We start from the raw sequence: 21,428 nt of genomic DNA on the forward strand, positions 1-21,428 counted from the left end.
AACCCGGTTCTGGTCGGCCGCCGAACAAGCTTACGTCGAAGCGTATGCACGCGACTGGACCGGTCTCGAGGCTTATCGCGGCGCCAACGCCAATATGCATGCCACCGAGATGTGCTTGGAACTGGCCGACGTGTTGGACGATAACCGCTGGCGCGAGCGCGCACTGGCGATCGTCGATCGGTTGATCCACCGGGTCGCCGCCGACAACGATTGGCGCGTGATCGAGCATTTCGACTCGAACTGGCGAATCCTGCCCGACTTCAACGCCGACAAACCGGACGACGGCTTCAAGCCGTTCGGCGTCACCCCCGGCCACGGCTGCGAGTGGGCGCGCCTGTTGCTGCATCTCGAAGCGGGCCTCGGCGCCGACGCGCCCGACTGGCTCGCCCACGACGCGGCCAAACTCTTCGATACGGCGCTGGCCGAAGGCTGGGAGGCCGACGGCAACCCGGGGCTGGTCTATACCGTCGATTGGGACGGCCGGCCTTGCTCGCGTCGACGGCGCCACTGGACCCACGCCGAAGCCGCCGCGGCGGCCGCCGCGCTGGCCGAACGCACCGGCGAGGCGCGCTTCGAGACCTGGTACCAGCGTCTTTGGGATTTCATTCGCGATGTCTATATCGACGACGATCGCGGCAGTTGGCTACAGGAATTGAACGGCGAACTCGGCCTCGATCCGGCCGAAGGCCATCTCAAGGCCGATCTGTACCATGCTTATCAGGCCACGCTGCTGCCGCGCCTGCCGCTGGCGCCGACGCTGGTTGCGGCGGTGGCCGCGCTGTAACGCAAGCCCCGCCCGCAGCGCACCCGCCGGCGCCGGCCTCCGTAAAGCCCAGTATTTCATTCCGGTCGGTTTGATGCGATGAGTAGGCGTAAGGCCGGTCGAACCGGCCCTCCGGGTGGCGGTGACCGGCACAGCGATCGGGCCGCCCAAGCGCGGCGCGCGTGGCCAAGCGCCATCAAGTAACCCGCCGCGCACGACGATCATCGGACAGGCTTGCCAGCCGGCGCGCGAGCCGGAATCGCGGGCGCGCGGCCCATACGAAGAGACCGACAGAGCATGAACGCACGGAGCGATAGCGCGCCGCAGGATTCGATCCATCCTTCCAGAACCGGCTACGAGTTGGACGAAATCGACGTGGCTGATCCGGCGGAGTTGTCGCGCACGGTCGGCGGCACGGCGATCGGCAATTTCACCGAGTGGTACGACTTCGGCGTCTACAGCTATGTGGTGCCGGTATTGAGCTCGGTCTTCTTTCCCCATTCGTCACTGGCCCAGATCGCGACCTTCGCCGGTTTGACGGTGTCGTTTCTGATCCGGCCGATCGGCGGCATTTTCTGGGGCATTCTCGGCGATCGCGTCGGCCGCAAAGGCATCCTCGCCGCCACTGTGCTGCTGATGGCGCTCGGCACGTTCCTGCTCGGCGTGCTGCCGGGCTATGCCGCGATCGGCGTCGCCGCGCCGATCCTGCTGTTCGTAACGCGGGCGATCCAGGGGTTTTCCACCGGCGGCGAATACGTGGGCGCCATGACTTTTCTCGCCGAACACGCGCCCGATCGCCAGCGCGGCTACATCGGCAGCTATCTGCCGGTGGGCACGCTGTCGGGTTATATCCTCGGCGCGGTGCTGGTCACCGTGCTGCAAGCCGTGCTGTCGGACACGGCGATGAGCGCCTGGGGCTGGCGGATTCCGTTCCTGCTGGCGGCCCCGCTGGGCCTTATTGGTTTATTCGTCCGGCTGAAGCTCGAAGAGACGCCGGCCTACGAAAAACAGACCGACGACGAGCGCATGGACCACCGCAGCCGGTTCGAGCAGCTCAAGGATACCGTCGCCGCCCAATGGCGGCCGCTACTCGTATGCGCCGGCCTGGTGCTGGCGTTCAATGTCACGAACTATATGCTGACCGGCTACATGCCGACCTATCTGTCGTCGGTGCTGGGCGTGGCCGAGACGCCGGCGCTGACGGTGGTCATCCTCGTGATGCTGATCATCGCGCTGATCGTGGTGTTTCTCGGCCGTCTGAGTGACCGCATAGGACGCAAGCCGGTCATGTACGCGGGCTGCGCGCTGCTGATCGTGATCTCGATACCGGCGTTCTGGCTGGTGACCCAGGGCGGCTACGTCGCGATCTTCTTCGGCACTCTGCCGATCGGCCTAATGCTGGTCTGCTTCATGAGCACCGAGCCGTCCACGCTGCCCACGCTGTTTCCCACGAGCGTGCGCTACGGTGCCACCTCGATCGGGTTCAACCTCTCGGTATCGGCCTTCGGCGGCACCACGCCGCTGATCGCCGCGGCCCTGATCCACGGCACCGGCAACCACTTCATGCCGGCGTACATGCTCGTCGTCGCCGGCGTAATCGGCGTGGTGTCGGTCTACTTCACGCCCGAACCCGCGGGCAAGGCGCTCAAGGGCGCGGCCCCCACGGCGGCCAGCGAAGAAGAAGCGCAGGAGATCGCCCGCGATGCATGAGCGCGTAAAAACCCACACCGATCGCCGATTGCCGATTGCCGATTGCCGAAAGCCGCGACCGCCGGCCGGCCCGGGCCAACCGGTATTTCAGCGGCGGCCATCCGCGGCCGATACGCTACTTCGAGGCCGCGCATGCAACGGGCGAGCCTGCGCGCTGCGTATCCATATCATGGCGCACACCGCCTTCGAGGACGTGCCGCGCCCGCAATTCAAGCCAACGGTTATTGCCATTGCCATGCACCCGCAAGACCCCAACGACGGCCGCCGTAATCCCGGCGGCCGACGCCTGCCCCGCTGGGCCGGTTATCTGCTGATCGCCGCCGATGTCGTTTGCCAGCCGCTGTTTCTGGCCTGCTGGCTGGCGACGCTGGTCGCGCTATGGATGACGCTGCCCGCAGATTCGCTCCGAATCCAAATCGCGGTGCTGGCGATCGCCGCCGTGGCCACACCGGCCGCGGCAACGCGCGCGGCGGCCATCCAGGCAGCCCAGCGCGGCGCGCTCGGCGCCTACGTTGCCCGCCTTGCCGCCACCACCTCGTTCGGACGCTGCCTCACCGATTTCCTTAACGGCCGCTCGGATTAGCGGAGGCATCGCGGCGATGTCAGACTGGACGCATTGCAAGACGCCGATTCCGGAGTGCGCCATGCCCACCGACTCATTCGTTTGTCCCGCCTCGATTCGCGACCGCTTCGCTACGGCAATGTCGCGGATGTATAAGCGTGAAGTGCCGCAGTACGGTGCGCTGCTGGAACTGGTCGCCGATATCAACGCGCGCACGCTCGAGGACAATCCGGCGCTCGCGAAGCGGATGGCCGCGGCCAATGAGCTGGACCGGCTGGCGGTCGAGCGCCACGGCGCGATCCGGCTCGGTACGCCGGACGAACTCGGCATGCTGGCGCGCCTGTTCGCCGTCATAGGCATGGCCCCGGTCGGCTACTACGATCTGGCCGCCGCCGGGGTGCCGGTGCATTCCACCGCGTTCCGGCCGGTGGACAGCGATGCGCTCGCGAGCAATCCGTTCCGACTGTTCACCTCCCTGCTACGGCTCGACCTGATCGAGAACGACGGCCTGCGCCGGCGCGCCGCCGATATTCTGGCCGGCCGCGATATCTTCACGCCGCGCGTGCGCGAACTCGTCGCACGCCACGAGTCCGAAGGCGGACTGACCGACGCCGAAGCCGAAGAATTCGTCGCCGAAGCGATCGAGACCTTCCGCTGGCACGAAAACGCCACGGTCGACTACGCCACCTACGAAGCGCTGGCCGCCGAGCACAAGCTGATCGCCGACGTGGTCTGCTTTCGCGGCCCGCACATCAACCACCTGACGCCGCGCACCCTGGATATCGATGCCGCCCAGGCCGCGATGCCGGCGTACGGCATGACGCCGAAGGCGACCATCGAGGGGCCGCCGCGGCGGGACGTGCCGATCCTGCTGCGCCAGACCAGCTTCAAGGCGCTGGAGGAGTCGATCCGTTTCGCCGGCGACGCCGAAGGCCGGCATACCGCGCGCTTCGGTGAGATCGAGCAGCGCGGCGTGGCGCTCACGCCGGATGGGCGCGCGCTCTATGATCGGCTGCTGGCCGCCGCCAAAACCTACAAGACCGACTCGAACGACGACTATCAGGCCGCGCTGGCCGGCATCTTCGAGGAATTCCCGGATGACCTCGATACGCTACGCCGGCGCGAACTGGCCTATTTCCGCTATGAAGCCGCCAGCGCCTCGACAATCGACCCTAACGCGCCGACCGATGCGGACAGCGCGATCGAAGCGCTCATCGCGGCCGGCCATATCGTGGCGCATCCGATCGTCTACGAGGATTTTTTGCCGGTCAGCGCCGCCGGCATCTTTCAATCGAATCTCGGCTCCGACGAGGCCGGCGAAGGGGCGGCAGCCGCCAGCCAAAGTCAACTCGAAGCGGCGCTCGGCCGGCCCGTGATCGATCCGTTCGCGCTGTACGCCGAGATCGAAGCCGAATCGAAGCGCGCCGCGCTGGCCGCGCTGACACGGCGGTCGCGGCACGAATCGGCATGAACCGCGCAGAATGGAAGAAAGAGCGTCCGCGAATGCACGCAAATCGACGCGAATCAAATGTTTTTCGACCACGCGATATGAAACCGTGCGGTTGACCAAAGAGGAGAGCTAACGCTTGAACTCAGGTGCATTTGAGGGGATGGCCGTTTTGCGACAGCAAAAATGGGCGGCGGATCGAACGTCACTTGCAGCGATTTGCTAGGTGAGGTTTTGCACGACCCTACATTTAGGATAAGTCGAGCATCCCCAGAACTGATTGCCCGCATTCGCGCCCCGCTTTGCAGTGCGCAAGACCATGCTGCTACCGCATTTAGGGCATTTCCGCTCCGCAAACGGATTGGATCGTGTTTTGAGTTGCTGGACGTGTAGGCGATGTGTTTGCCGAGATGGCTCCAGCCGGCCAGTCTGAATCTGAGACACAGCGCCCTGAACCTCGGATTCGCTCAACACCGGCTGACGAAACGACTTGACGTAGGTGATATAGCCGCCGCCCCGTGTGACATTAGCTGGCATGGGCGATTTGAACGTGCTTTCACCCGCAAAAACGACCACAGAGTGGATGACCTCCGGCGGGACATCAAGCGCTGCTTCCAACGCCTTTACGTGTTTGTAGTTTTGGCGAAGCGGATTTTGAAATTTGAATGATTTCTTGAAAATCTTTTGCGTCCAATGAGCCTGGTTCTCGCCACCGAAAATCCAACCCTTCATGTTCTTCGTTTCCACCACGAAGATGCCAAACCGGGATACGAACACGTGGTCGATTTGCGTGGTTCCGTCAGGCGTCGACAATGTAACATTGTGGATTCGGTGGTAAGTGTCGGCCGGAAGCCTCAACTTCGCCGCGAATTTAACCAAGGCTTCGCCAAGTGCTCCCTTGAACCACCGAGATTGGAAGAAGCCTATTACCAAGGCGACCGGCACCAACCACCACAGCCCCCTCAGGACTTCATTGACTATTGGGGAATAGTCCATTGCTTCTTGTGCCAGGCATTGGTGAATAAAACCTCACGCCATAAACATCGAGGCGCTTCCCGCAAGAAGCGCCTCGATAATAAGCCGGGCTGTCGAATCTATGATCCGTTGCCGGCCGGCGGCGCCTTGTGGAAGTATTTCTTGTAGATCTTGGCGTAGGTGCCGTTGTCCTTGAGGGCCGCCAGGGCCTTGTTGAACTTGTCGGCCAAGTCCTGCTCGTTCTTTCGGAAGGCGATGCCGAAACCGCTGCCGAAGTATTTCTTCGGCTGGGTCATGCTCGGGCCGACCTGGTGATATTTGCCCGGATGCGCGTCGATCAGGGCGCTCTGGCCGGTGATCTGGTCGAAGAAGGCCAAATCCAGCCGCCCGGCGGCCATGTCCACCGCCACGTCGTCGGCGTTCTGGTAGCGCGTAATGTCCGCGATGTCGCCGTACTTGTCGGTGACGTAATTGTCCTGGACCGTGCCGCGCTGTACGCCGATCTTTTTGCCTTTGAGAACCTCATCGCTGATATGGTCGATCGGGCTGCCCGACGGCACGAAGAAAGCCGACGGCACGACGATATAAGGGTTCGAGAACAGCACGTGTTTCTTGCGCTGCTCGTTGATCGTCATCGAGGACATGATGGCGTCGTACCTGCGCGCCATCAGGCCCGGGATAATCCCGTTCCAGCCCTGCCGGACCCAGCTGCAGTCCAGGCCGGCCTGTTTGCACAGCGCATTGCCCAGATCGATGTCGAAGCCGGTAAGCGTGCCGTCCGGCTTGGCGTATTCCATCGGCTTGTAGGGCACGTTGGTGGCGATGCGCACGTTGTCGTCCGCGGCACTCGCGGTCGTCGCCACGCCGGCACTCAGGGCTACGCTCGCGACCAGCGCGGATACGGTCAGCAGTTTTTTCATGATCGATTCGGTCCTCGTGAATGGGTTCGGCCGGCATGCGATGCCCGCATCCGGCCCGACGCATGGATTGAACCACGGATATCGCGTGGTGAACATGCACAAAACGTGCAATACCCGCCGCGCCGTGGGTCAGGCGGGCTGGAGATGTCGCAGCAGACGCTTCTCCGCCAGCCGAAAACCGCCCTGAATCACGAAGCTGAGCACCATATAGACGCAGGCAACGAAGATAAACGCCGGAAACGGCGAGTAGAAGCGCGCATAGACATAATAGGCCGCGCCGGTCAGGTCGGTGATCGTAACCGTGGAGGCGATCGCGCTCGCGTGCAGCATGAAGATCACCTCGTTGCCGTAGGCCGGCAGGGCACGACGCAAGGCCGACGGCAGCACGACGCGCCGGTAGGCCGTGAACGACGACATGCCGTAGGCGCGCGCGGCCTCCAGCTCGCCGCGCGGGGTGGCCCGGATCGCGCCGTAGAAGATTTCGGTGGTATAGGCGCCGGTGTTGAGCGCGAACGACAGCAGCGCCGGATACAACGGGTTATTGATGAAGAACGCGAACCAGCTTTCCTGGACGCCCGGCACGAAGGCGAAGCCGTAGTAGGCGATATAGAGCTGAATCAGCAGCGGCGTACCGCGAAAGACATAGGTATAGATCCAGATCGGCGTGGATATCCACCACGTCGCCATGCGCCCGATCGACAGCGGTACCGCCAGCACGATGCCGATCGCCAGCGAGATGAAGACCAACTGTACGGTATTGACCAGGCCGTCCCAGTACACCGCGAGCGTCGCCGGCGTGAAGATGTCGTTATTCGACAGAAACGGCGCGACATGAGCCAACCATTGCTCCATTACGCCGCCCCTTCGAAACCGGTATCGTAGCGGCGCCGCAGCCAGCCGACCGCGAGCTCCGACACGCCGGTGATCGCGAGATAGCCGAGCCCGACCGGCACCATGAACAAAAACGGCTCATGGGTGGCCTTGGTCGCCTGATCCGCGATGCGCACCATGTCGGACAGGCCGATGATCGAGACCAGCGCCGTGGACTTGAGCAGCACCATCCAGTTATTGTTAATGCCCGGTAGGGCGTGGCGCATCATCAGCGGGAAGCGCACGCGGCGAAACGCCAGCCAGCCGCTCATGCCGTAGGCGCGCGCCGCTTCCATCTGGCCGGCGTCCACGGCGAGAAACGCGCCGCGAAACGTCTCCGACATGTAGGCGCCGTAGATCACGCCCAATGTGATCACGCCGGCGGCAAAGGCATTCACGTAAATGAAGATCTCGGTGCCGGCCCAGGCGTTGATCTGGTCCACCACCATGTTCACGCCGATCTGGCCGCCGTAGAACAACAGCATCATCATCACCAGATCGGGCACGCCGCGGATAACCGTCGTATAAACGAGCGCCAGTCCGCGCAGCGCATACGAGCGCGACAGCTTGATGCTCGCCACGACCAGTCCGAGCACCAGCGCCAGCACCAACGAGAGCGCCGCCAGCTCCGCGGTGAGCAGCGCCCCGTCGAGCAACCGCCAGCCGTATCCCTGAAAATCGATCATTCGGATAGCGTCTAGAACCGCGGGCCGAGGAACTGCCTGAGCCGATCCGAATTCGGATTGCCGAACACGTTTTCGGGATGCCCGGCTTCCTCGACCCGCCCCTGATGCAGATAAATCACCTGCGACGACACATCGCGGGCGAAATCCATCTCGTGGGTGACCACCACCATCGTACGGCCCTCGTCGGCCAACCCGCGCATGACCTTGAGCACGTCGCCGACCAGTTCCGGATCGAGCGCCGAGGTGGGCTCGTCGAACAGCATGACTTCCGGATCCATCGCCAAGGCGCGCGCAATAGCGCCGCGCTGCTGCTGACCGCCGGACAACTGGGCGGGGAAATATTCGGCGCGTTCGGCCAGGCCGACGCGCTCGAGCAGCGCCATGCCCTGCTCGCGCGCTTCTTTTTTCGACTTGCCCAACACATGTATCGGCGCTTCGATCACGTTGCCGATCAGCGTCATGTGGGCCCAGAGATTGAACCCTTGAAACACCATCGCCAGGCGCGCCCGGATACGTTCGACCTGCTTCCAGTCGGCCGGCTCGCGCTTGCCGCGCCGCGTCCTGAAGTTCACCGTCTCGCCGTGCACCGCGATCTCGCCGGCGTTGGGGATCTCCAACAGATTCATGCAGCGCAGGAACGTACTCTTGCCCGAGCCCGAAGCGCCGATCAACGAAATGACATCGCCCTCATGGGCCTCGAGCGACAGCCCTTCGAGCACGGATACATTGTTGAAGCTCTTGTGCAGGTCGCGAACGACCAATGGTATCGCGTTGTCGCCCATGCGCGTCGCGTCGCCCTCGCAGTGCCGCAAACACGCTAGCCTAGCAGCCGCGTGATCACAACGACATCACGAATCCGTCGCATGCCGGGCATTGCGGGCATTGGAGGCTTACGGCCCAGGCGCCGGCCGCGCCAGCAGCGCCGCCCGTGCCCCGCGTTCGACGTTCGCGTTGGGAAACACGACATAAACCGGCGCATCAGCGACCACCGTCGCGCCGGCCGCGCCGTCCCGGGCGATCACGCGGCCGACGTCGAAGGCGGTGAAATTCGCGACTTCGTCATCGAAGCCGAGCGTGAAATCGTCGCCGACACGGCGCAGTTCGTCGACTACCCGGAAGAAGGCCATCGTGCTTACCGCCGCCTCCGCCGCGGGCGCTCCGGCGACCCGGGCCGCCAGCCAGTCGGCCACCGGCGCGAGCACGGCCAGATCATTGGCGCCGAAGGCCGCTACGCGCCCGAGTTCAAGCGTGAACGCCGCGATCCCGTGTTCGGCGCGGCTGTAGTGCGAAAACGTCGGGCTCGGCGCATGCTGCGATAACACCGCCTGCAGCCCGGCGGCGGCCAGGGCGCGCCAGAGCGATGGCGGCGTGGCCCTATCGGCAAACGGTTCCACCGCGAAACGCGGATAACGACTTTCGCGGATCGCGGTGTGCAGATCCAGATGCAGCGGCGTGGCCCGCTGATCGTCGGGCGGAGCCGCCTGTCCGTGCGCGCTCCAGAACGCATCCACCGCATCCATCAGTTCGCGCGCCCGGGCGTATTCGCCGCCCGCGCCGGCGGCCGCCGGGCGTACGAACAACCGATTCAGATTGGTGTCGATATAGCGCGTTTCCGCGACGATCGCCGCCGGATGGCCGACAATGAGCAACACCGGCGCGCCAACGACGAGGCTGCCGGCATCCAGATCGTTCGCCAAATCCAGCAACAGTTCCAGCGGCGCGGTCTCGTTACCGTGGATGCCGGCCGAGATGACCGTGGCCGCGGCACCCGCAGCCGGCGCGACCGGCGCCAGTTCGACCATCCCCGAGCCGCGATCGATCACCCGGCCGCCGCCCGGCAGTTCGATGGCATGATATGCGAACGGCCGGTTCGCCATGGCGGCGCACAGGATGTCGTACAGGCGGCGCGGCGGGCAGCGCCGCGCATCGCAGGCGCCGCGCATCGTCAGCCGACCGCCGCGCGCCACGGACCGATGCAGGCCACCGGCGTCGCGGCCGACCCGGGCAGGATCGTCACGCTGCTCGTGCCCCGGCCGCCCCGGACTCGCCGGTCACATCCTCCAGCCAGCGCTGCATGAGCGCCTGGTTGCGGCGATTGGCCTTGTACGCCATATCGAACAAATCACCGGCGACCGGGATCAGGCCGACGACAAAATCCAGGCCCACGTTCGCGCCCATGCGCACCAGCAATCGCCGGGGCGCGCGCAAACGCACGGCTTCGCCGATAATCAGACTGGACAGGGCCAGCCCGGTGAAGTCCCCGGCGACCGGCAGCACGCCGAGGATGCCGTCGATACCGACGCGCTTGCCGATGACCGGTATGCGAAAGGCGTCGTCGAGCCAGTACGCCAGTTTCTGAATCCGGGCGAGGCTGGCGCGACGTCTGGCCTGCAGATTGGGGTTGGCGTGATCGGGCATCGATCGGTATGAATAGACAGGAGAATTTGTTCGTCACCGGCAGTATACGTGAACGTCGGCTTTGGCCGTGCAACCACAGGAGGCACATGAGGACATCGCTCGTGGTATCGATCGCCGCCGGAGCGTCTAGCGTGCGCCGCGACGACAGCGATGCGGCTGATGCGCCGGTCGCGGGCGCGACCGCGCATGGCGATAGGTTTTACCTGTGCTTTGATCGGGGCAACCTCGAGTCCCGACACGCCGGCGGCTGCGCCGCGAGGACACCGTGATCGTCGCGCCGCGCCCGCTCGGCGACGCGCTGGCCGCGCTCGGCGAGGCCCGCGCGATCATCGCAGAACGTCGCGATCCGCTGTTTCATCAGCGCCTGGCCGAACTGCGATACTGGCAATGCGCGCATGTGGCCACGTTCCACGGCGCGCGCGTGACGCCTTACGACGGCGCCCCTTTGTTGCGGTTTCTCACGCAACGCTTCTATCGCGATGCCGACTGGAGCGAGCTGACCGGCCGGCCCGAGAAGGTGGCCCTGGCGGTGGATCGCATCGTCGATCGCGACCGGCCGCTGGTGATCGCGATCGAACTTCAAGCCGCGGCCGAAAGCTTGGATATCGCGATGGCCGATGCGCTGGTCGCCGAACACGCCACGCTCAATCCGTATAGTTATATCCGCGCCATCCGCCGGGTCGGCCGCCACGAGGCCAGGCTGCAGCAGGTCCTCTGGCTGGAAGAACTTGTGGAGTTGGTCGCCGGCTATGCCGACAGCCGGACCGCCTGGTGGGCATTCAAGCTGGCGCGGACGCCGGCGCGCACTTTCGGGCTCGCCGCCACCTATGATTTGCTGGCCGAAGGCTTTGCCGCCATGCGCGCCGCGCGCGATCTCAAGGCGGGCACGCATGAGGTGATCGCGGCCCAGCGCGCGCGGTTGGAGCGCGTGATCGGCGCGGATCTCGGCCGACTATAGGCGTCGAACGCTTCGCTTGTAGATACGGCCGGCTTGGCCGACACTATCGCGCGTTTTCCCACGCACCAAGGATTTCGAAGCATGACGATCACCATCAGTAGCGGCCATTTGGCGCCCATCGTTTCGCTGGTCGCCGGCGTGGCCATCCTGCTGGCGCCGCGCCTGCTCAACTACATCGTCGCCGGCTATCTGATCGTCATCGGCGTGCTGGGCATCGTCAATTTTTAGAGCATGCCGACCTGCAGCTTGGCGGCGTCGCTCATCATTTCCATGTTCCAGGGCGGATCGAACACGAGTTCGACGTTCACCTGGGTGACGGTCGGCACCATTTTCACCTTGGAACGCACATCGTCGACTAGGATATCGCCCATGCCGCAACCAGGCGCGGTGAGCGTCATGTCGATATCGACCACGCGGGCCGCCGGGTCGGAATGGTCGAACTCGCAGCGATAGACCAGGCCCAGATCGACCAGGTTGATCGGAATTTCCGGGTCGAACACGGTCTGCATCTGTTCCCAGACCAACGCTTCCACGTCCTCGGCGGTGGCGTTGTCCGGCAGCTTGAGCGGCTCGGGGGCTTCCTTGCCGATGGCATCGGCGTTCTCGCCGGCGATACGAATCAGATTGCCGGCGATATAGACGGTGAAAGCGCCGCCCAGCGCCTGGGTGACGTTGCCGTGCGTGCCCACCGGAATTTCGACCGTATCGCCGGCCGGAATGAGCACGGCCTCGCAGTCGCGCGTAAAGGTCACGGGTTCGTTTTGCGGCATTAACATGGCGCACCTCGCCGAAATCGGCGGCATCTGTCGGTCAGGGCGCTATTCTATCAACTAGGCTATCAACTGGCCTATCAATTGGGAGAGGCCGCGTCTGATAGCATCGACGCATCGTAGTTTCCGGTCAGCAACGGCCGCGGCGTGCCGCCGCCTTATCGAGAACCGTATATGATAGATGCTTTGCTGGTCGTGGCCCACGGCAGCCGCCGGGCCGAATCCAACGATGAGGTGCGCGTGCTGACCGAACGGGTACGACACGCCGCCGGTCACCGCTTCGCCGCCATCGAATGCGCTTTTCTCGAGTTGGCCCCGCCGAGCATTCCGGACGGCTTGGCGCGCCTGATCGACCACGGCGCGACCCATATCACGGTACTGCCCTATTTCCTGGCGGCCGGCCGGCACGTGGCCGAAGACATTCCGGCCGAAGTCGAGCACACGCGCCGTCGCCATCCGGGCATAACGATCGAAATCGCGCCTTATCTGGGCACCTCCGACGCCATGCCCGGACTGCTGCTCGACACCGTCGACGCGACGGGTTGACAACAAAGGAGCCGGTCATGGCCGCCGACGATACGTATCCGAACTTCAATCCCGCGCTGGCCGCGGCCGCGTGCGGCATTCTGGTCGCCCTAACCTCGCTGACCGGCGCGCTCGCCCCGCCCGGCGATTGGTACGCCGCGCTCAATCGGCCGCCGGGTACACCGCCCGACGTGGCGTTTCCGATCGCCTGGACGCTGCTTTATATCGCCATGGCGGTGGCGGCATGGCGCGTCTGGCGGGCGCGCGGCCCGGGCCGGGAAGTGGCCTTGTTCGTGCTCCAGCTCGCGCTCAACGCGCTCTGGATGCCGGTGGCCTTCGGCGCGCACGCGCTGGGTTGGGCATTGCTGGTGATTGTCGTTCTCTGGCTCGCCGTGGCGGCCACGACAGCGGCGTTCTGGCGCGCCGACCGGCTCGCCGGGCTGTTGTTCGCAATCTATCTGGCTTGGGTGAGCTATGCGGTATATCTCAACGCCGGCCTGTTCTGGCTGAATTAACCGAATAAGGTGAACATCATGCGTTTCGCGGATAAATACGGCCCCTGGGCATTGGTCACCGGCGCCTCATCCGGCATCGGCGAGGCGTTCGCCCGCCAGATCGCCGCCCGCGGCGTCAATGTGGCGCTGGTGGCGCGCCGCGCCGAGCGGCTGGCGGCCCTGGCCGCCGATATCGAGGCCGAGTCCCAGGCCCGCGCCCTGGCGATTCCCGCCGATCTGCGCGCCGACGACTGTCTGGATACGATCGCCGCGGCGCTGGATCTGCGCCATATCGGTTTACTGGTCAACAATGCCGGCGTCGGCCAAACCGGGCGATTTCTCGACCACGATCTCGACGACGAGTTGGCCACGCTGGCGCTCAACTGTCGCGCGCCGCTCAAGCTCACGCATCATTTCGGCCGGGCGATGCGCGACCAGAAAAGCGGCGGCATCATCATGGTGTCGTCCATCGTCGGCATTTTGCCGACCCCGGAATTCGCCGGCTATTCCGCGACCAAGGCATGGAACCGCTTTCTCGGCGAATCGCTACACGAGGAACTGGCCGACGACGGCATCGACGTGGTCTCGCTTTGCCCGGGCCTGACCGAGAGTGAATTCTTCGGCAAGGTCGATTTCGATCCATCCGGCTGGCCCGGCCCGCTGAAGGCCGGCACGATCCTTTCGACCGAGGACGTTGCGCGCGCCGCGCTGCGCGGGCTCGGCCGCACCACGCAGGTCGTCCCCGGCTTTTCCTATCGCTGGCTGATGCGCGCCGGCCGGCTCGCCCCCAGCGGCCTGCCGCCGTGGCTTGGCAAACGGGTAATGCACCTCGCGTTACCAAAGCTATAAAACACGACTCATCATCGATTTCTCGGAGGAGACATGGCCGAATCGAGTTCATCCGCCGCGCCGGGTCTGGCCGGCAAGACGCTGTTCATCACCGGCGCCTCGCGCGGTATCGGGCTGGCGATCGCCAAGCGTGCCGCCGCCGACGGCGCCAATATCGCGATCGCCGCCAAGACCGATCAGCCGCACCCGAAACTGCCCGGCACGATCCACAGCGCCGCGGCCGAAATCAAATCCGCCGGCGGCCACGCCCTGCCGATCGTTTGCGATATCCGCGACGAGAACGCGATCGAGGCCGCGGTGCGCCGGACCGCCGAGCATTTCGGCGGCATCGATATTTGCGTCAACAACGCCAGCGCGATCTCGCTGACCGCCACCCCCGACACCCCGGCCCGGCGCTATGACCTGATGCACCAAGTCAACGGCCGCGGCACGTTTCTGGTCAGCCAGGCCTGTATCCCGTATCTGAAGCAGGCCGAGAACCCGCATGTGCTTAACCTCTCGCCGCCGCTGGATTTCCAATCCAAGTGGTTCGCCCCGCATGTGGCTTACTCGATGGCGAAATACAACATGAGCCTGTGCGTGCTGGGTATGGCCGAGGAATTCCGCGAAGACGGCATCGCCGTCAACGCGCTGTGGCCGCGCACCGGCATCGCGACCGCCGCGATCGACCTGATCGGCGGCGCCGAGCTGCGCCGGCACTGCCGCACGCCGGATATCGTGGCCGACGCCGCGCACGTCATCCTGACCCGGCCCGCGCGCGAATTCACCGGCCGGTTCTGTATGGACGATCGTGTTCTGGCCGACGCCGGCGTGAGCGATTTTTCGGTCTATGCGGTCGACCCGGGTCAGGAACTCTGGCCCGATTTCTTCGTGCCGGACGACCTGCCGCCGCCGCCCGGTTCGATGGGCGACGCCGGCTAATCGGGTGCGCCGGTCATGGCCAAGCGCGATTACATCACCCGCCAAGGCTGGCAGGCGCTGGCCGACGAACTGGACCATCTGTGGCGCGAGAAACGGCCCTTCGTGGTGCGCAAGCTCGCCGATGCCGCCGCCGAGGGCGATCGTTCGGAAAACGCCGAATATATCTACCGCAAGAAAGAACTGCGCGAGATCGACCGGCGCGTGCGCTATCTGGGCCGGCGGATCGATGAACTGACCGCGGTCGAGCCGCGTACGGACAGCCCCGACAAAGTGTTCTTCGGCGCCTGGGTGGATGTGGTCGATGCCGACGATTCACGGCATCGCTATCGCATCGTCGGCGCCGACGAGACCGACGCCGCGACCGGCGCGATCAGCCTGCATTCCCCGGTTGCCGGCGCCCTGCTCGGCAAGCGCGTCGGCGATGTGGTGGACGTCACGCTACCCGATTCACGGCGCGAACTGGAGATCGAGGCCATCCGCTATCGCGATCCGGACGCTTAATACCAACCCTCATAAAGATTGATCGATCTTCATGAAGTCAGAATTCGTCCGCAAATGAACGCCAATAAACGCAAATGAAAGCGGGAAAAGCGCATAAGCGTGTCTTATTTGCGTGCATTTGCGCTTATTTGCGGACTGTTTTTGGCCGGTAGGTCATTGCTTTTGCAGGTTGGTATAAGGCGCGATCGGCGGGACTATGCAACAATCCGCGCCCGATCATTTTCGGCGCGATCTCGCTGGCTCTGTTCGCGGTGCTGCTCGGCGGCGCCACCGCGCTGCTGCCGGTGTATGCGCACTCGATTCTGCACACCGGGCCGGCCGGACTTGGCGCGCTGCGCAGCGCGGTCGCTATCGGGGCCTTCGCCATGGGGCTTTATCTTGGCCGGGTCTCGCTCAATCGACGGGCCGGGCCGGTGATGTTCGCGGCGGTCGCCGTCTTCGGGCTGGGCACGACAGTGTTCGGGCTCTCCACGAACTTCGTCCTGTCCTTTGCCGCCCTGGCGGTCATGGGCGCGGCCGACATGATCAGCGTGTTCGTACGATCGACGCTGATCCAACTGGCCACGCCGGACGCCATGCGCGGCCGGGTCAATGCCGTGAACATGCTGTTCGTCGGCGCCTCGAACGAACTCGGCGAGTTCGAGTCGGGCGTGACCGCGGCGATTATCGGCACCGTGCCGGCGGTCGTTTTCGGCGGGCTCGGCACGTTGGCCGTGGTCGGGGCCTGGATGTGGATGTTCCCGGCGCTGCGCCGCGTCGACCGGCTGGACGACGTCGGCCGCAAAGCGGCCTAACCTGAATATCAGGGCTTGTTGCGATCGAAGTCCGCGGAGCGCGCCGGCGACCAGCGTAGATCGCTCTCGCGCGCGGATGCGTTGCCGTCGTTGTTGCCGTCGTCGTCGTCGTCGTCGTTGCCGTTGCCGTTGCCGTTGCCGTTGCCGTTGCCGTTGCCGTTGCCGTTGTCGTTGTCGTTGTCGTTGTCGGCATCCGGATGCACATGCACCGTGGCGGTCAGGCCGACCGCCAGCGGCAGCGTCTCCGGCGCTCGGTCGAAGGCGATGGTTACGGGTATGCGCTGGGCCAACCGCACCCATTGGAAAGTCGGGTCGACGTCGGGCAGGTTGCGCTCGCCCGAGGCGTAGTTGTCTACCGCGATACCGTGACCGATGCTCGCGACATGGCCCTTGAGATGCGTGTCGCCAGCCATGAGCGTGATGTCGGCCGGGTCGCCCACGGCGATCTTGGCCAGCTTGGTCTCTTCGAAATAGGCGATGATGCGGAAAGTCTCGGCGTCGACCAAGGTCATCGCCGACGTGCCCTGGGTCGCGTAATCGCCTTCGTCGAGCAGCAAGTGCGTGACATAGCCGTTGACCGGCGAACGCACGGTGGCCCATTCGAGTTTCTGTTTGGCCTGGGCGAGCTGGGCCTTGGCTTGGGCGACCGAGGCGCTGGCGCTGGCCGCGTTGGACTGGGCCTGTTGCAGGTTCTGGGTCGACACACCGCCCGGCGGCAGCTTTTCCAGCCGCCGAGCCTTGCGCTGGGCGAAGGCTTCCTGGGCCTGGGCCTGGGCCAGCGATGCCTTGGCCTCGGCCACGGAATGGATGAACCGGATCGGCTGGATCTTGAACAGCAGCTCGCCCTTGTGGACATAGCTTTCGTCGGCGACGGCGACTTCGGTGACCGTGCCCGAGACTTCCGGCGCGATGTTGATCACATCGGCCTGGACACGCGCGTCGCGGGTCCACGGCGCATAGACATAGTGCTGCCAGGCGAACCAGGCCAGCACCCCCGCGATCACCACGATCACCAGCGTGGCCGCCACGCGGGCGGTCGTTTTTAGAACATTTCTCGAATTGGCCATCGAATCACCAAATGCTCGAAATCATGATGCGCTATGCCTCTTGTCCCGGCTTATACCAACCTGCAAAAGCAATGACCTACCGGTCAAAACAGTCCGCAAATAAACGCAAATGCACGCGAATAAGATGCGCTTATACGTTTTTATCGCTTTCATTCGCGTTTATTGGCGTTCATTTGCGGACGAATTCTGGCTTCATGAAAATCGATCAATCTTTATGAGGGTTGGTATTACCCCCGGCTATGGGTTTGACGACGAAACAGCCGACACGCCGGCTTTTTTCAATGCCTTGTTAAAAAATCGGTGCGTCATTCATTCCGATACTGGGTTGAGCGCCCTCAAGGGCCGAACCAGAGCAGCAGGCAGGACAACATGATGACGAACGCGGCCGCCCCCGCCAGCGCCGGATGCCAAAACAGGCGATAGAGGTGCAGGCGCTGCGAGACCCGGCGCAGGCCGAAATATAGGACCGCCGTGACGCCGAGAAAGCCGAGAAAAACCGGCAGATAAATGCCGCCGATGGTTATCGTTTCAGGTAACACGATCGGTCTCGCCCAAACGAATGCGCCGCTCGTCGGTATTTTCGCGTGCCTGGGCGTAATCGGCCAGTGCCGCGGCGACCAACTCGGCCGATACCGAGGCGCGCACCGCCAGACGCATGCGCCGACGCCGGGAGAAGGTCAGCGCTTCGTCGAGCAGTTGCCGGGCCAGGCGATTGGCCCGGCCCTGCATTTCGAACACCCGGTCCACACTGGGGTAGCCGCGCTTGAACAACGCCTCGAGGCCGGCCAGCATGTCGTGAATAGCGACCCGGGTGTCGTTGCAGAACTCCGCGCGATCGGCCAGCACGCGAAGCGAGCGCGCTTCCACCCCCATGTTCACCGCCGCGAACGCGGCCTGGCGGGCCGAGATATGAAACTCGCCCCGGTCGGCGGCGACCGGCAGCTTGATCAGCCGGTCGTAGACCCGGGTCTCGAAGCGCTCGCGCGGCTCGGTGAAACCGTCGGCCAGCTCGCCGAAGATGCCGGACAGCCGATCGCGCAACAGCGCCCGCGGGTCCACCGGCAACACGAGCGCGAAAGCGACCAGCGCCAGTATCACCGCCAATTCGGCGCCGAGAAACGTCTCGAAGAAACTGACGAAGTCCTGCCGGCTGCCATTGGCCGGGTGCACCAACAGCGCGAATATCACGAGCCCGACTCGGCCGATCAGGGCCAGACTGGGCGTGGCCATCGCCAGACCGGCCACGAACACGAACGGCATGATCGCCAGTAGCATCATGGCGAAATCGGTTGCATGCGGTAGGATCAGAAAATTCACAACAAAGGCCGAAACTCCCGCGCATAGCCCGCCGATACCGAACCCTCGTGCGCCCTTGGATGGATTATCGGATAGGGCGAACAGCGTGGTCAGCACCGACAACAAAACCATGGTTCCCGACAACGCGGGCTCCCGGTGAGTCGCCCAGATGAGTGCGCCGGCACTCATGGCAGCCGCGGCCCGAATCGTGACCTTGACCGATTCGCGGAGCGGGACCGCGGTGGAAAACTCGTTGCGGCGCGAGGGATTGCGCGAGCCGGCGCCGCGCTCGCTGATCAGCAGGCCGTGCTTGATCACCGCCGCGCGCAGACGATTGGCCAGATCCAGCACCCGGCTGATGACCACCCAGTCCACCAGCGATCGCCGGCGGCGCTGCGCCTCGCCGCCGCCGCGCGCTTGGGCGAGCACGTCGTTATAGGCATCGCCGAAGGCACGCTTGATTTCACGGGCATTACCCGGATCGGCCTCCAGCAGCTTGGCCGCGTGGTCCAGCGCCTTGAGCGGCCCGCGATCCACGCGCGAGCCGAGTTTGCCCAAATACACCTGCAGCGACGCCATCGCGCTCACGATGGATAGCAGTTCGTAGTCCAGCCGCCGCGCCAGGCGATCGTATTCGGCGAACCCCGGCGCATCGAACCGGGCGTACTGACGGGTCTGTTCCAGCGTTAGCGTTTTTTCGACCAGCGCATGCAACTGCGGGTGCGGCGTGTTCGGATCGACCTCCTCGGCCAGTTCTTCGGGCGAACGGTTAAGTACACGAAACTGGCGGCCGATCGCCTTGAACGCGTCGACGCGCGCCTGGAAATATTTCCGGGCGGTCACGCTCGGCGCTAGCACGACGCTGACAAACGCCGCCACCACCGCCGCCAGCGCGGTTTCCGCGGCGCGGGCCACCGCCACCGAGAACACCGTGGCCGGGTCCGACATTGCGCGTACGCCGACAATCACCGTCACGTAACCCGCCAGCACAAAGCCGTAGGACAGATTGTTGCGGAACAGGCTGGCGCAGAACACCATCGCCGCCACCCAGCCGATCATGGCGATCGAAAACAAGGTGTAGCTCTGGGCAAACAGCGCGATCAGCAGGATCGCCACGCACGCCGCCACGAAGGTGCCCGCCAGACGCGCAAAACCGCGCACGACGAGAAAGCCCGGCAGCGGCTGGATCAAAATGGCGACGTTGATAAACACCCAGTAAGCGTTATCGAGCTCCAGGTAGAACGCCAACCACAGCGACAGCCCCACCGATACGCAACAGCGTATGGCGAAGGATACGTTCTCTGCACTGGGCGCAAATAGCCAAGCCAGGCGCGACATGCGCACCATTATCCGTTGCACAATGCATCCGGGCCACCCGACGATCAAGGGGAAAACCCGGTACCAGATGAAGACGCTAAGCGCTGGCCGATCAGTCGCGTTCCACGGCCAGCGCGACGCCCTGGCTATCGTCCGCGCACAGCGTGGCGAGCCCGCGCCGCGCGTCCCGCTTTTCCATTTCATGCAACAGCGTGACCAGAATACGGCATCCCGATGCGCCGACCGGGTGCCCGAGCGCGATGGCGCCGCCATTGACGTTGACCCGATCGAGCGGCCATTCCATTTGCCGGTTGACCGCGATCGACTGCGCGGCGGATGCCTCGTGGACCTCGACCAGATCCAGATCGCCGACGCGCCAGCCGGCCCGCCGCAGACAGGCTTGGCTGGCCGTCACCGAACCGATGCCCATGCGGGCCGGTTCGACCCCGGCCGTGGCGTAGGCTGCAATTCGGGCCATCGGTGCTATTCCGAGCTCGCGACAGCGCGCCGCGGTGGTGGCCACCACGATCGCGGCGCCGTCGTACATGCCCGCGGCGTTGCCGGTCGTGACCGTGCCGCCGCGCAGGAACGCGGGTTCCAGCGATGCAAGACTGGCGGGCGTGACACCGGGGCGCGGGCCTTCATCGCGCGCGAAGGCGACGGCGTCGCCGGCCTTCTGCGCTACCGCGACCGGCCGAATCTCGTCCTCGAAACGCCCGTGCTTGCCGGCCTCCTCGGCACGCTGGTGGGAACCGGCCGCCAGTTCGTCCTGTTCCGCGCGCGAGATACGGTATTTTTTGGCCAGATGCTCGGCGGTTTGGCCCATGTGGCCATCGTTGGCTGCGTTCCACAAGTCTTCTTGGGCCGGGCCGCCGATCGACAGCCCGGACAACCGATGCGACGCTTGGCTCATGGATTCCTGGCCGCCGGCGACGACCAGCCGTGCATCGCCTAGGGCGACCCGGCGAGCCGCCTCGATGACCGCGGACAGGCCGCTGGCGCAAACGCAGTCGAGGGTCATGGCCGGTACCCGCGTCGGCAGGCCGGCCTCCATCGCGGTATGGCGTGCCGGATTCCGGCCGTTCCCGGCGGTGAACACCTGGCCCAGCACGACCTCATCGACCGCATCGACATCGATCCGCCGGGCCGCCAGCGTGTCGCGGACGAGCGCGGCCCCGAGCTGACTGGCGGACAAGCCGGACAGCGTGCCGCCCAAGCGCCCGATAGCCGTTCGCTGCGCGGCGGCAATGACCACGTCGTGGGGCATGTCGAATCCGGGAATCAAATGTCTTTCGACCGCACGGTCGACCCAAGGGAAGAGCTATACCAACCTGCAAAAACAAGGATACAAAAGGAAGACAAAAACAATCCGCAAATGAACGCGAAAAACGCAAATGAAAACTAATTTTCTTTATTTTGCGTGCCTTTGGCGTTTACTTGCGGACTTGCTCTTTTTCTTATCGGCTATCGTTAAATCATTATAACGGTGGTATAACACCTCTCCTTTGGAACCCCATTGCCAAGGTGCCCGCGGCAAGCCGCGGGGTGTTGGTGAATATTCCGCAATACGGCATCAGGTTAGCAA

The 21,428-nt window shown here is 64.5% G+C and carries 23 protein-coding genes and 1 pseudogene; 12 read left to right on the top strand and 12 right to left on the bottom strand.

Going from position 1 to position 21,428, the window contains the following annotated elements:
- From VFJ08_RS12480 to hglS, 4 genes are all read left to right on the top strand, one after another.
- Positions 1-784: AGE family epimerase/isomerase (locus VFJ08_RS12480; protein WP_324997544.1), on the top strand; the 784-nt coding region annotated here is incomplete at its 5' end.
- Between the two features lie 276 nt (positions 785-1,060).
- On the top strand, positions 1,061-2,473 hold the full coding sequence (locus VFJ08_RS12485) for an MFS transporter (RefSeq protein WP_324997545.1): 1,413 nt from the start codon (positions 1,061-1,063) through the stop codon (positions 2,471-2,473).
- A 169-nt stretch (positions 2,474-2,642) separates the two neighbouring features.
- Positions 2,643-3,056, top strand: coding sequence for a hypothetical protein (locus VFJ08_RS12490; protein WP_324997546.1), 414 nt, complete (start codon positions 2,643-2,645; stop codon positions 3,054-3,056).
- A 61-nt stretch (positions 3,057-3,117) separates the two neighbouring features.
- Positions 3,118-4,506, top strand: coding sequence for a 2-oxoadipate dioxygenase/decarboxylase HglS (hglS, locus tag VFJ08_RS12495; protein WP_324997547.1), 1,389 nt, complete (start codon positions 3,118-3,120; stop codon positions 4,504-4,506).
- Between the two features lie 198 nt (positions 4,507-4,704).
- On the opposite strand, the gene VFJ08_RS12500 is transcribed toward hglS, so the two are convergent.
- The 7 genes from VFJ08_RS12500 to VFJ08_RS12530 form a co-directional block, all read right to left on the bottom strand.
- Complete coding sequence (locus tag VFJ08_RS12500) at positions 4,705-5,478, bottom strand: nuclease-related domain-containing protein (protein WP_324997548.1); 774 nt, start codon at positions 5,476-5,478, stop codon at positions 4,705-4,707.
- A 98-nt stretch (positions 5,479-5,576) separates the two neighbouring features.
- On the bottom strand, positions 5,577-6,377 hold the full coding sequence (locus VFJ08_RS12505; protein WP_324997549.1) for a transporter substrate-binding domain-containing protein: 801 nt from the start codon (positions 6,375-6,377) through the stop codon (positions 5,577-5,579).
- A 129-nt stretch (positions 6,378-6,506) separates the two neighbouring features.
- Positions 6,507-7,229, bottom strand: coding sequence for an ABC transporter permease (locus VFJ08_RS12510; RefSeq protein ID WP_324997550.1), 723 nt, complete (start codon positions 7,227-7,229; stop codon positions 6,507-6,509).
- Positions 7,229-7,933 carry an ABC transporter permease subunit gene (locus VFJ08_RS12515; protein ID WP_324997551.1) on the bottom strand — a complete coding sequence of 235 codons (705 nt, stop codon included), beginning with the start codon at positions 7,931-7,933 and terminating at the stop codon, positions 7,229-7,231. The genes VFJ08_RS12510 and VFJ08_RS12515 overlap by 1 nt, the downstream gene beginning before the upstream one ends.
- 11 nt (positions 7,934-7,944) lie before the next feature.
- Positions 7,945-8,715 carry an ABC transporter ATP-binding protein gene (locus VFJ08_RS12520; RefSeq protein ID WP_324997552.1) on the bottom strand — a complete coding sequence of 257 codons (771 nt, stop codon included), beginning with the start codon at positions 8,713-8,715 and terminating at the stop codon, positions 7,945-7,947.
- A 108-nt stretch (positions 8,716-8,823) separates the two neighbouring features.
- A complete protein-coding gene (locus VFJ08_RS12525; protein WP_324997553.1) occupies positions 8,824-9,900 on the bottom strand; it encodes a succinylglutamate desuccinylase in 1,077 nt (358 codons plus the stop codon).
- A 46-nt stretch (positions 9,901-9,946) separates the two neighbouring features.
- Entirely contained in the window at positions 9,947-10,351 is a 405-nt protein-coding gene (locus tag VFJ08_RS12530) for a DUF4112 domain-containing protein (RefSeq protein ID WP_324997554.1), read from the bottom strand.
- A gap of 265 nt (positions 10,352-10,616) precedes the next feature.
- Between VFJ08_RS12530 and VFJ08_RS12535 the strand changes: the two genes are divergently transcribed.
- Positions 10,617-11,309, top strand: coding sequence for an FFLEELY motif protein (locus VFJ08_RS12535; RefSeq protein WP_324997555.1), 693 nt, complete (start codon positions 10,617-10,619; stop codon positions 11,307-11,309).
- An 81-nt stretch (positions 11,310-11,390) separates the two neighbouring features.
- The gene (locus VFJ08_RS12540) at positions 11,391-11,537 is read left to right on the top strand and encodes a DUF3096 domain-containing protein (RefSeq protein ID WP_324997556.1); all 147 of its coding nucleotides are present in this window, start codon (positions 11,391-11,393) and stop codon (positions 11,535-11,537) included.
- Here VFJ08_RS12540 and sufT read toward each other — a convergent pair.
- On the bottom strand, positions 11,534-12,085 hold the full coding sequence (sufT, locus tag VFJ08_RS12545) for a putative Fe-S cluster assembly protein SufT (protein WP_324997557.1): 552 nt from the start codon (positions 12,083-12,085) through the stop codon (positions 11,534-11,536). The genes VFJ08_RS12540 and sufT overlap by 4 nt on opposite strands.
- Before the next feature lie 168 nt (positions 12,086-12,253).
- On the opposite strand from sufT, the gene VFJ08_RS12550 reads away from it, so the two are divergent.
- From VFJ08_RS12550 to VFJ08_RS12575, 6 genes and pseudogenes are all read left to right on the top strand, one after another.
- A complete protein-coding gene (locus VFJ08_RS12550; protein ID WP_324997558.1) occupies positions 12,254-12,625 on the top strand; it encodes a CbiX/SirB N-terminal domain-containing protein in 372 nt (123 codons plus the stop codon).
- A gap of 17 nt (positions 12,626-12,642) precedes the next feature.
- A complete protein-coding gene (locus VFJ08_RS12555; protein ID WP_324997559.1) occupies positions 12,643-13,119 on the top strand; it encodes a TspO/MBR family protein in 477 nt (158 codons plus the stop codon).
- Positions 13,120-13,137: 18 nt separating this feature from the next.
- Positions 13,138-13,947 carry an SDR family NAD(P)-dependent oxidoreductase gene (locus tag VFJ08_RS12560; RefSeq protein WP_324997560.1) on the top strand — a complete coding sequence of 270 codons (810 nt, stop codon included), beginning with the start codon at positions 13,138-13,140 and terminating at the stop codon, positions 13,945-13,947.
- Between the two features lie 33 nt (positions 13,948-13,980).
- Positions 13,981-14,868: an NAD(P)-dependent oxidoreductase gene (locus VFJ08_RS12565; protein WP_324997561.1), complete on the top strand. Its 888-nt coding sequence runs from the start codon at positions 13,981-13,983 to the stop codon at positions 14,866-14,868.
- Between the two features lie 15 nt (positions 14,869-14,883).
- Positions 14,884-15,369 (top strand): transcription elongation factor GreB, encoded by a 486-nt coding sequence (gene greB, locus VFJ08_RS12570; RefSeq protein WP_324997562.1) that lies wholly within the window; start codon positions 14,884-14,886, stop codon positions 15,367-15,369.
- Between the two features lie 209 nt (positions 15,370-15,578).
- A pseudogene (locus tag VFJ08_RS12575) lies at positions 15,579-16,163 on the top strand (MFS transporter); the annotation flags it as partial.
- 8 nt (positions 16,164-16,171) lie between these two features.
- Here the strand turns inward: VFJ08_RS12575 and VFJ08_RS12580 are convergent.
- The 4 genes from VFJ08_RS12580 to VFJ08_RS12595 all read right to left on the bottom strand — a co-directional run bounded on the left by VFJ08_RS12580 (position 16,172) and on the right by VFJ08_RS12595 (position 21,110).
- Positions 16,172-17,230: an HlyD family secretion protein gene (locus VFJ08_RS12580; protein ID WP_324997564.1), complete on the bottom strand. Its 1,059-nt coding sequence runs from the start codon at positions 17,228-17,230 to the stop codon at positions 16,172-16,174.
- A 335-nt stretch (positions 17,231-17,565) separates the two neighbouring features.
- On the bottom strand, positions 17,566-17,769 hold the full coding sequence (locus tag VFJ08_RS12585) for a DUF1656 domain-containing protein (protein ID WP_324997565.1): 204 nt from the start codon (positions 17,767-17,769) through the stop codon (positions 17,566-17,568).
- Positions 17,759-19,885: an FUSC family protein gene (locus VFJ08_RS12590; RefSeq protein WP_324997566.1), complete on the bottom strand. Its 2,127-nt coding sequence runs from the start codon at positions 19,883-19,885 to the stop codon at positions 17,759-17,761. The genes VFJ08_RS12585 and VFJ08_RS12590 overlap by 11 nt, the downstream gene beginning before the upstream one ends.
- A 70-nt stretch (positions 19,886-19,955) precedes the next feature.
- Entirely contained in the window at positions 19,956-21,110 is a 1,155-nt protein-coding gene (locus VFJ08_RS12595) for an acetyl-CoA C-acyltransferase (protein WP_324997567.1), read from the bottom strand.
- Between the last annotated feature and the right edge of the window lie 318 nt (positions 21,111-21,428).

It is taken from the genome of Salinisphaera sp. (genome assembly GCF_035690525.1).
Classification (GTDB): domain Bacteria; phylum Pseudomonadota; class Gammaproteobacteria; order Nevskiales; family Salinisphaeraceae; genus Salinisphaera.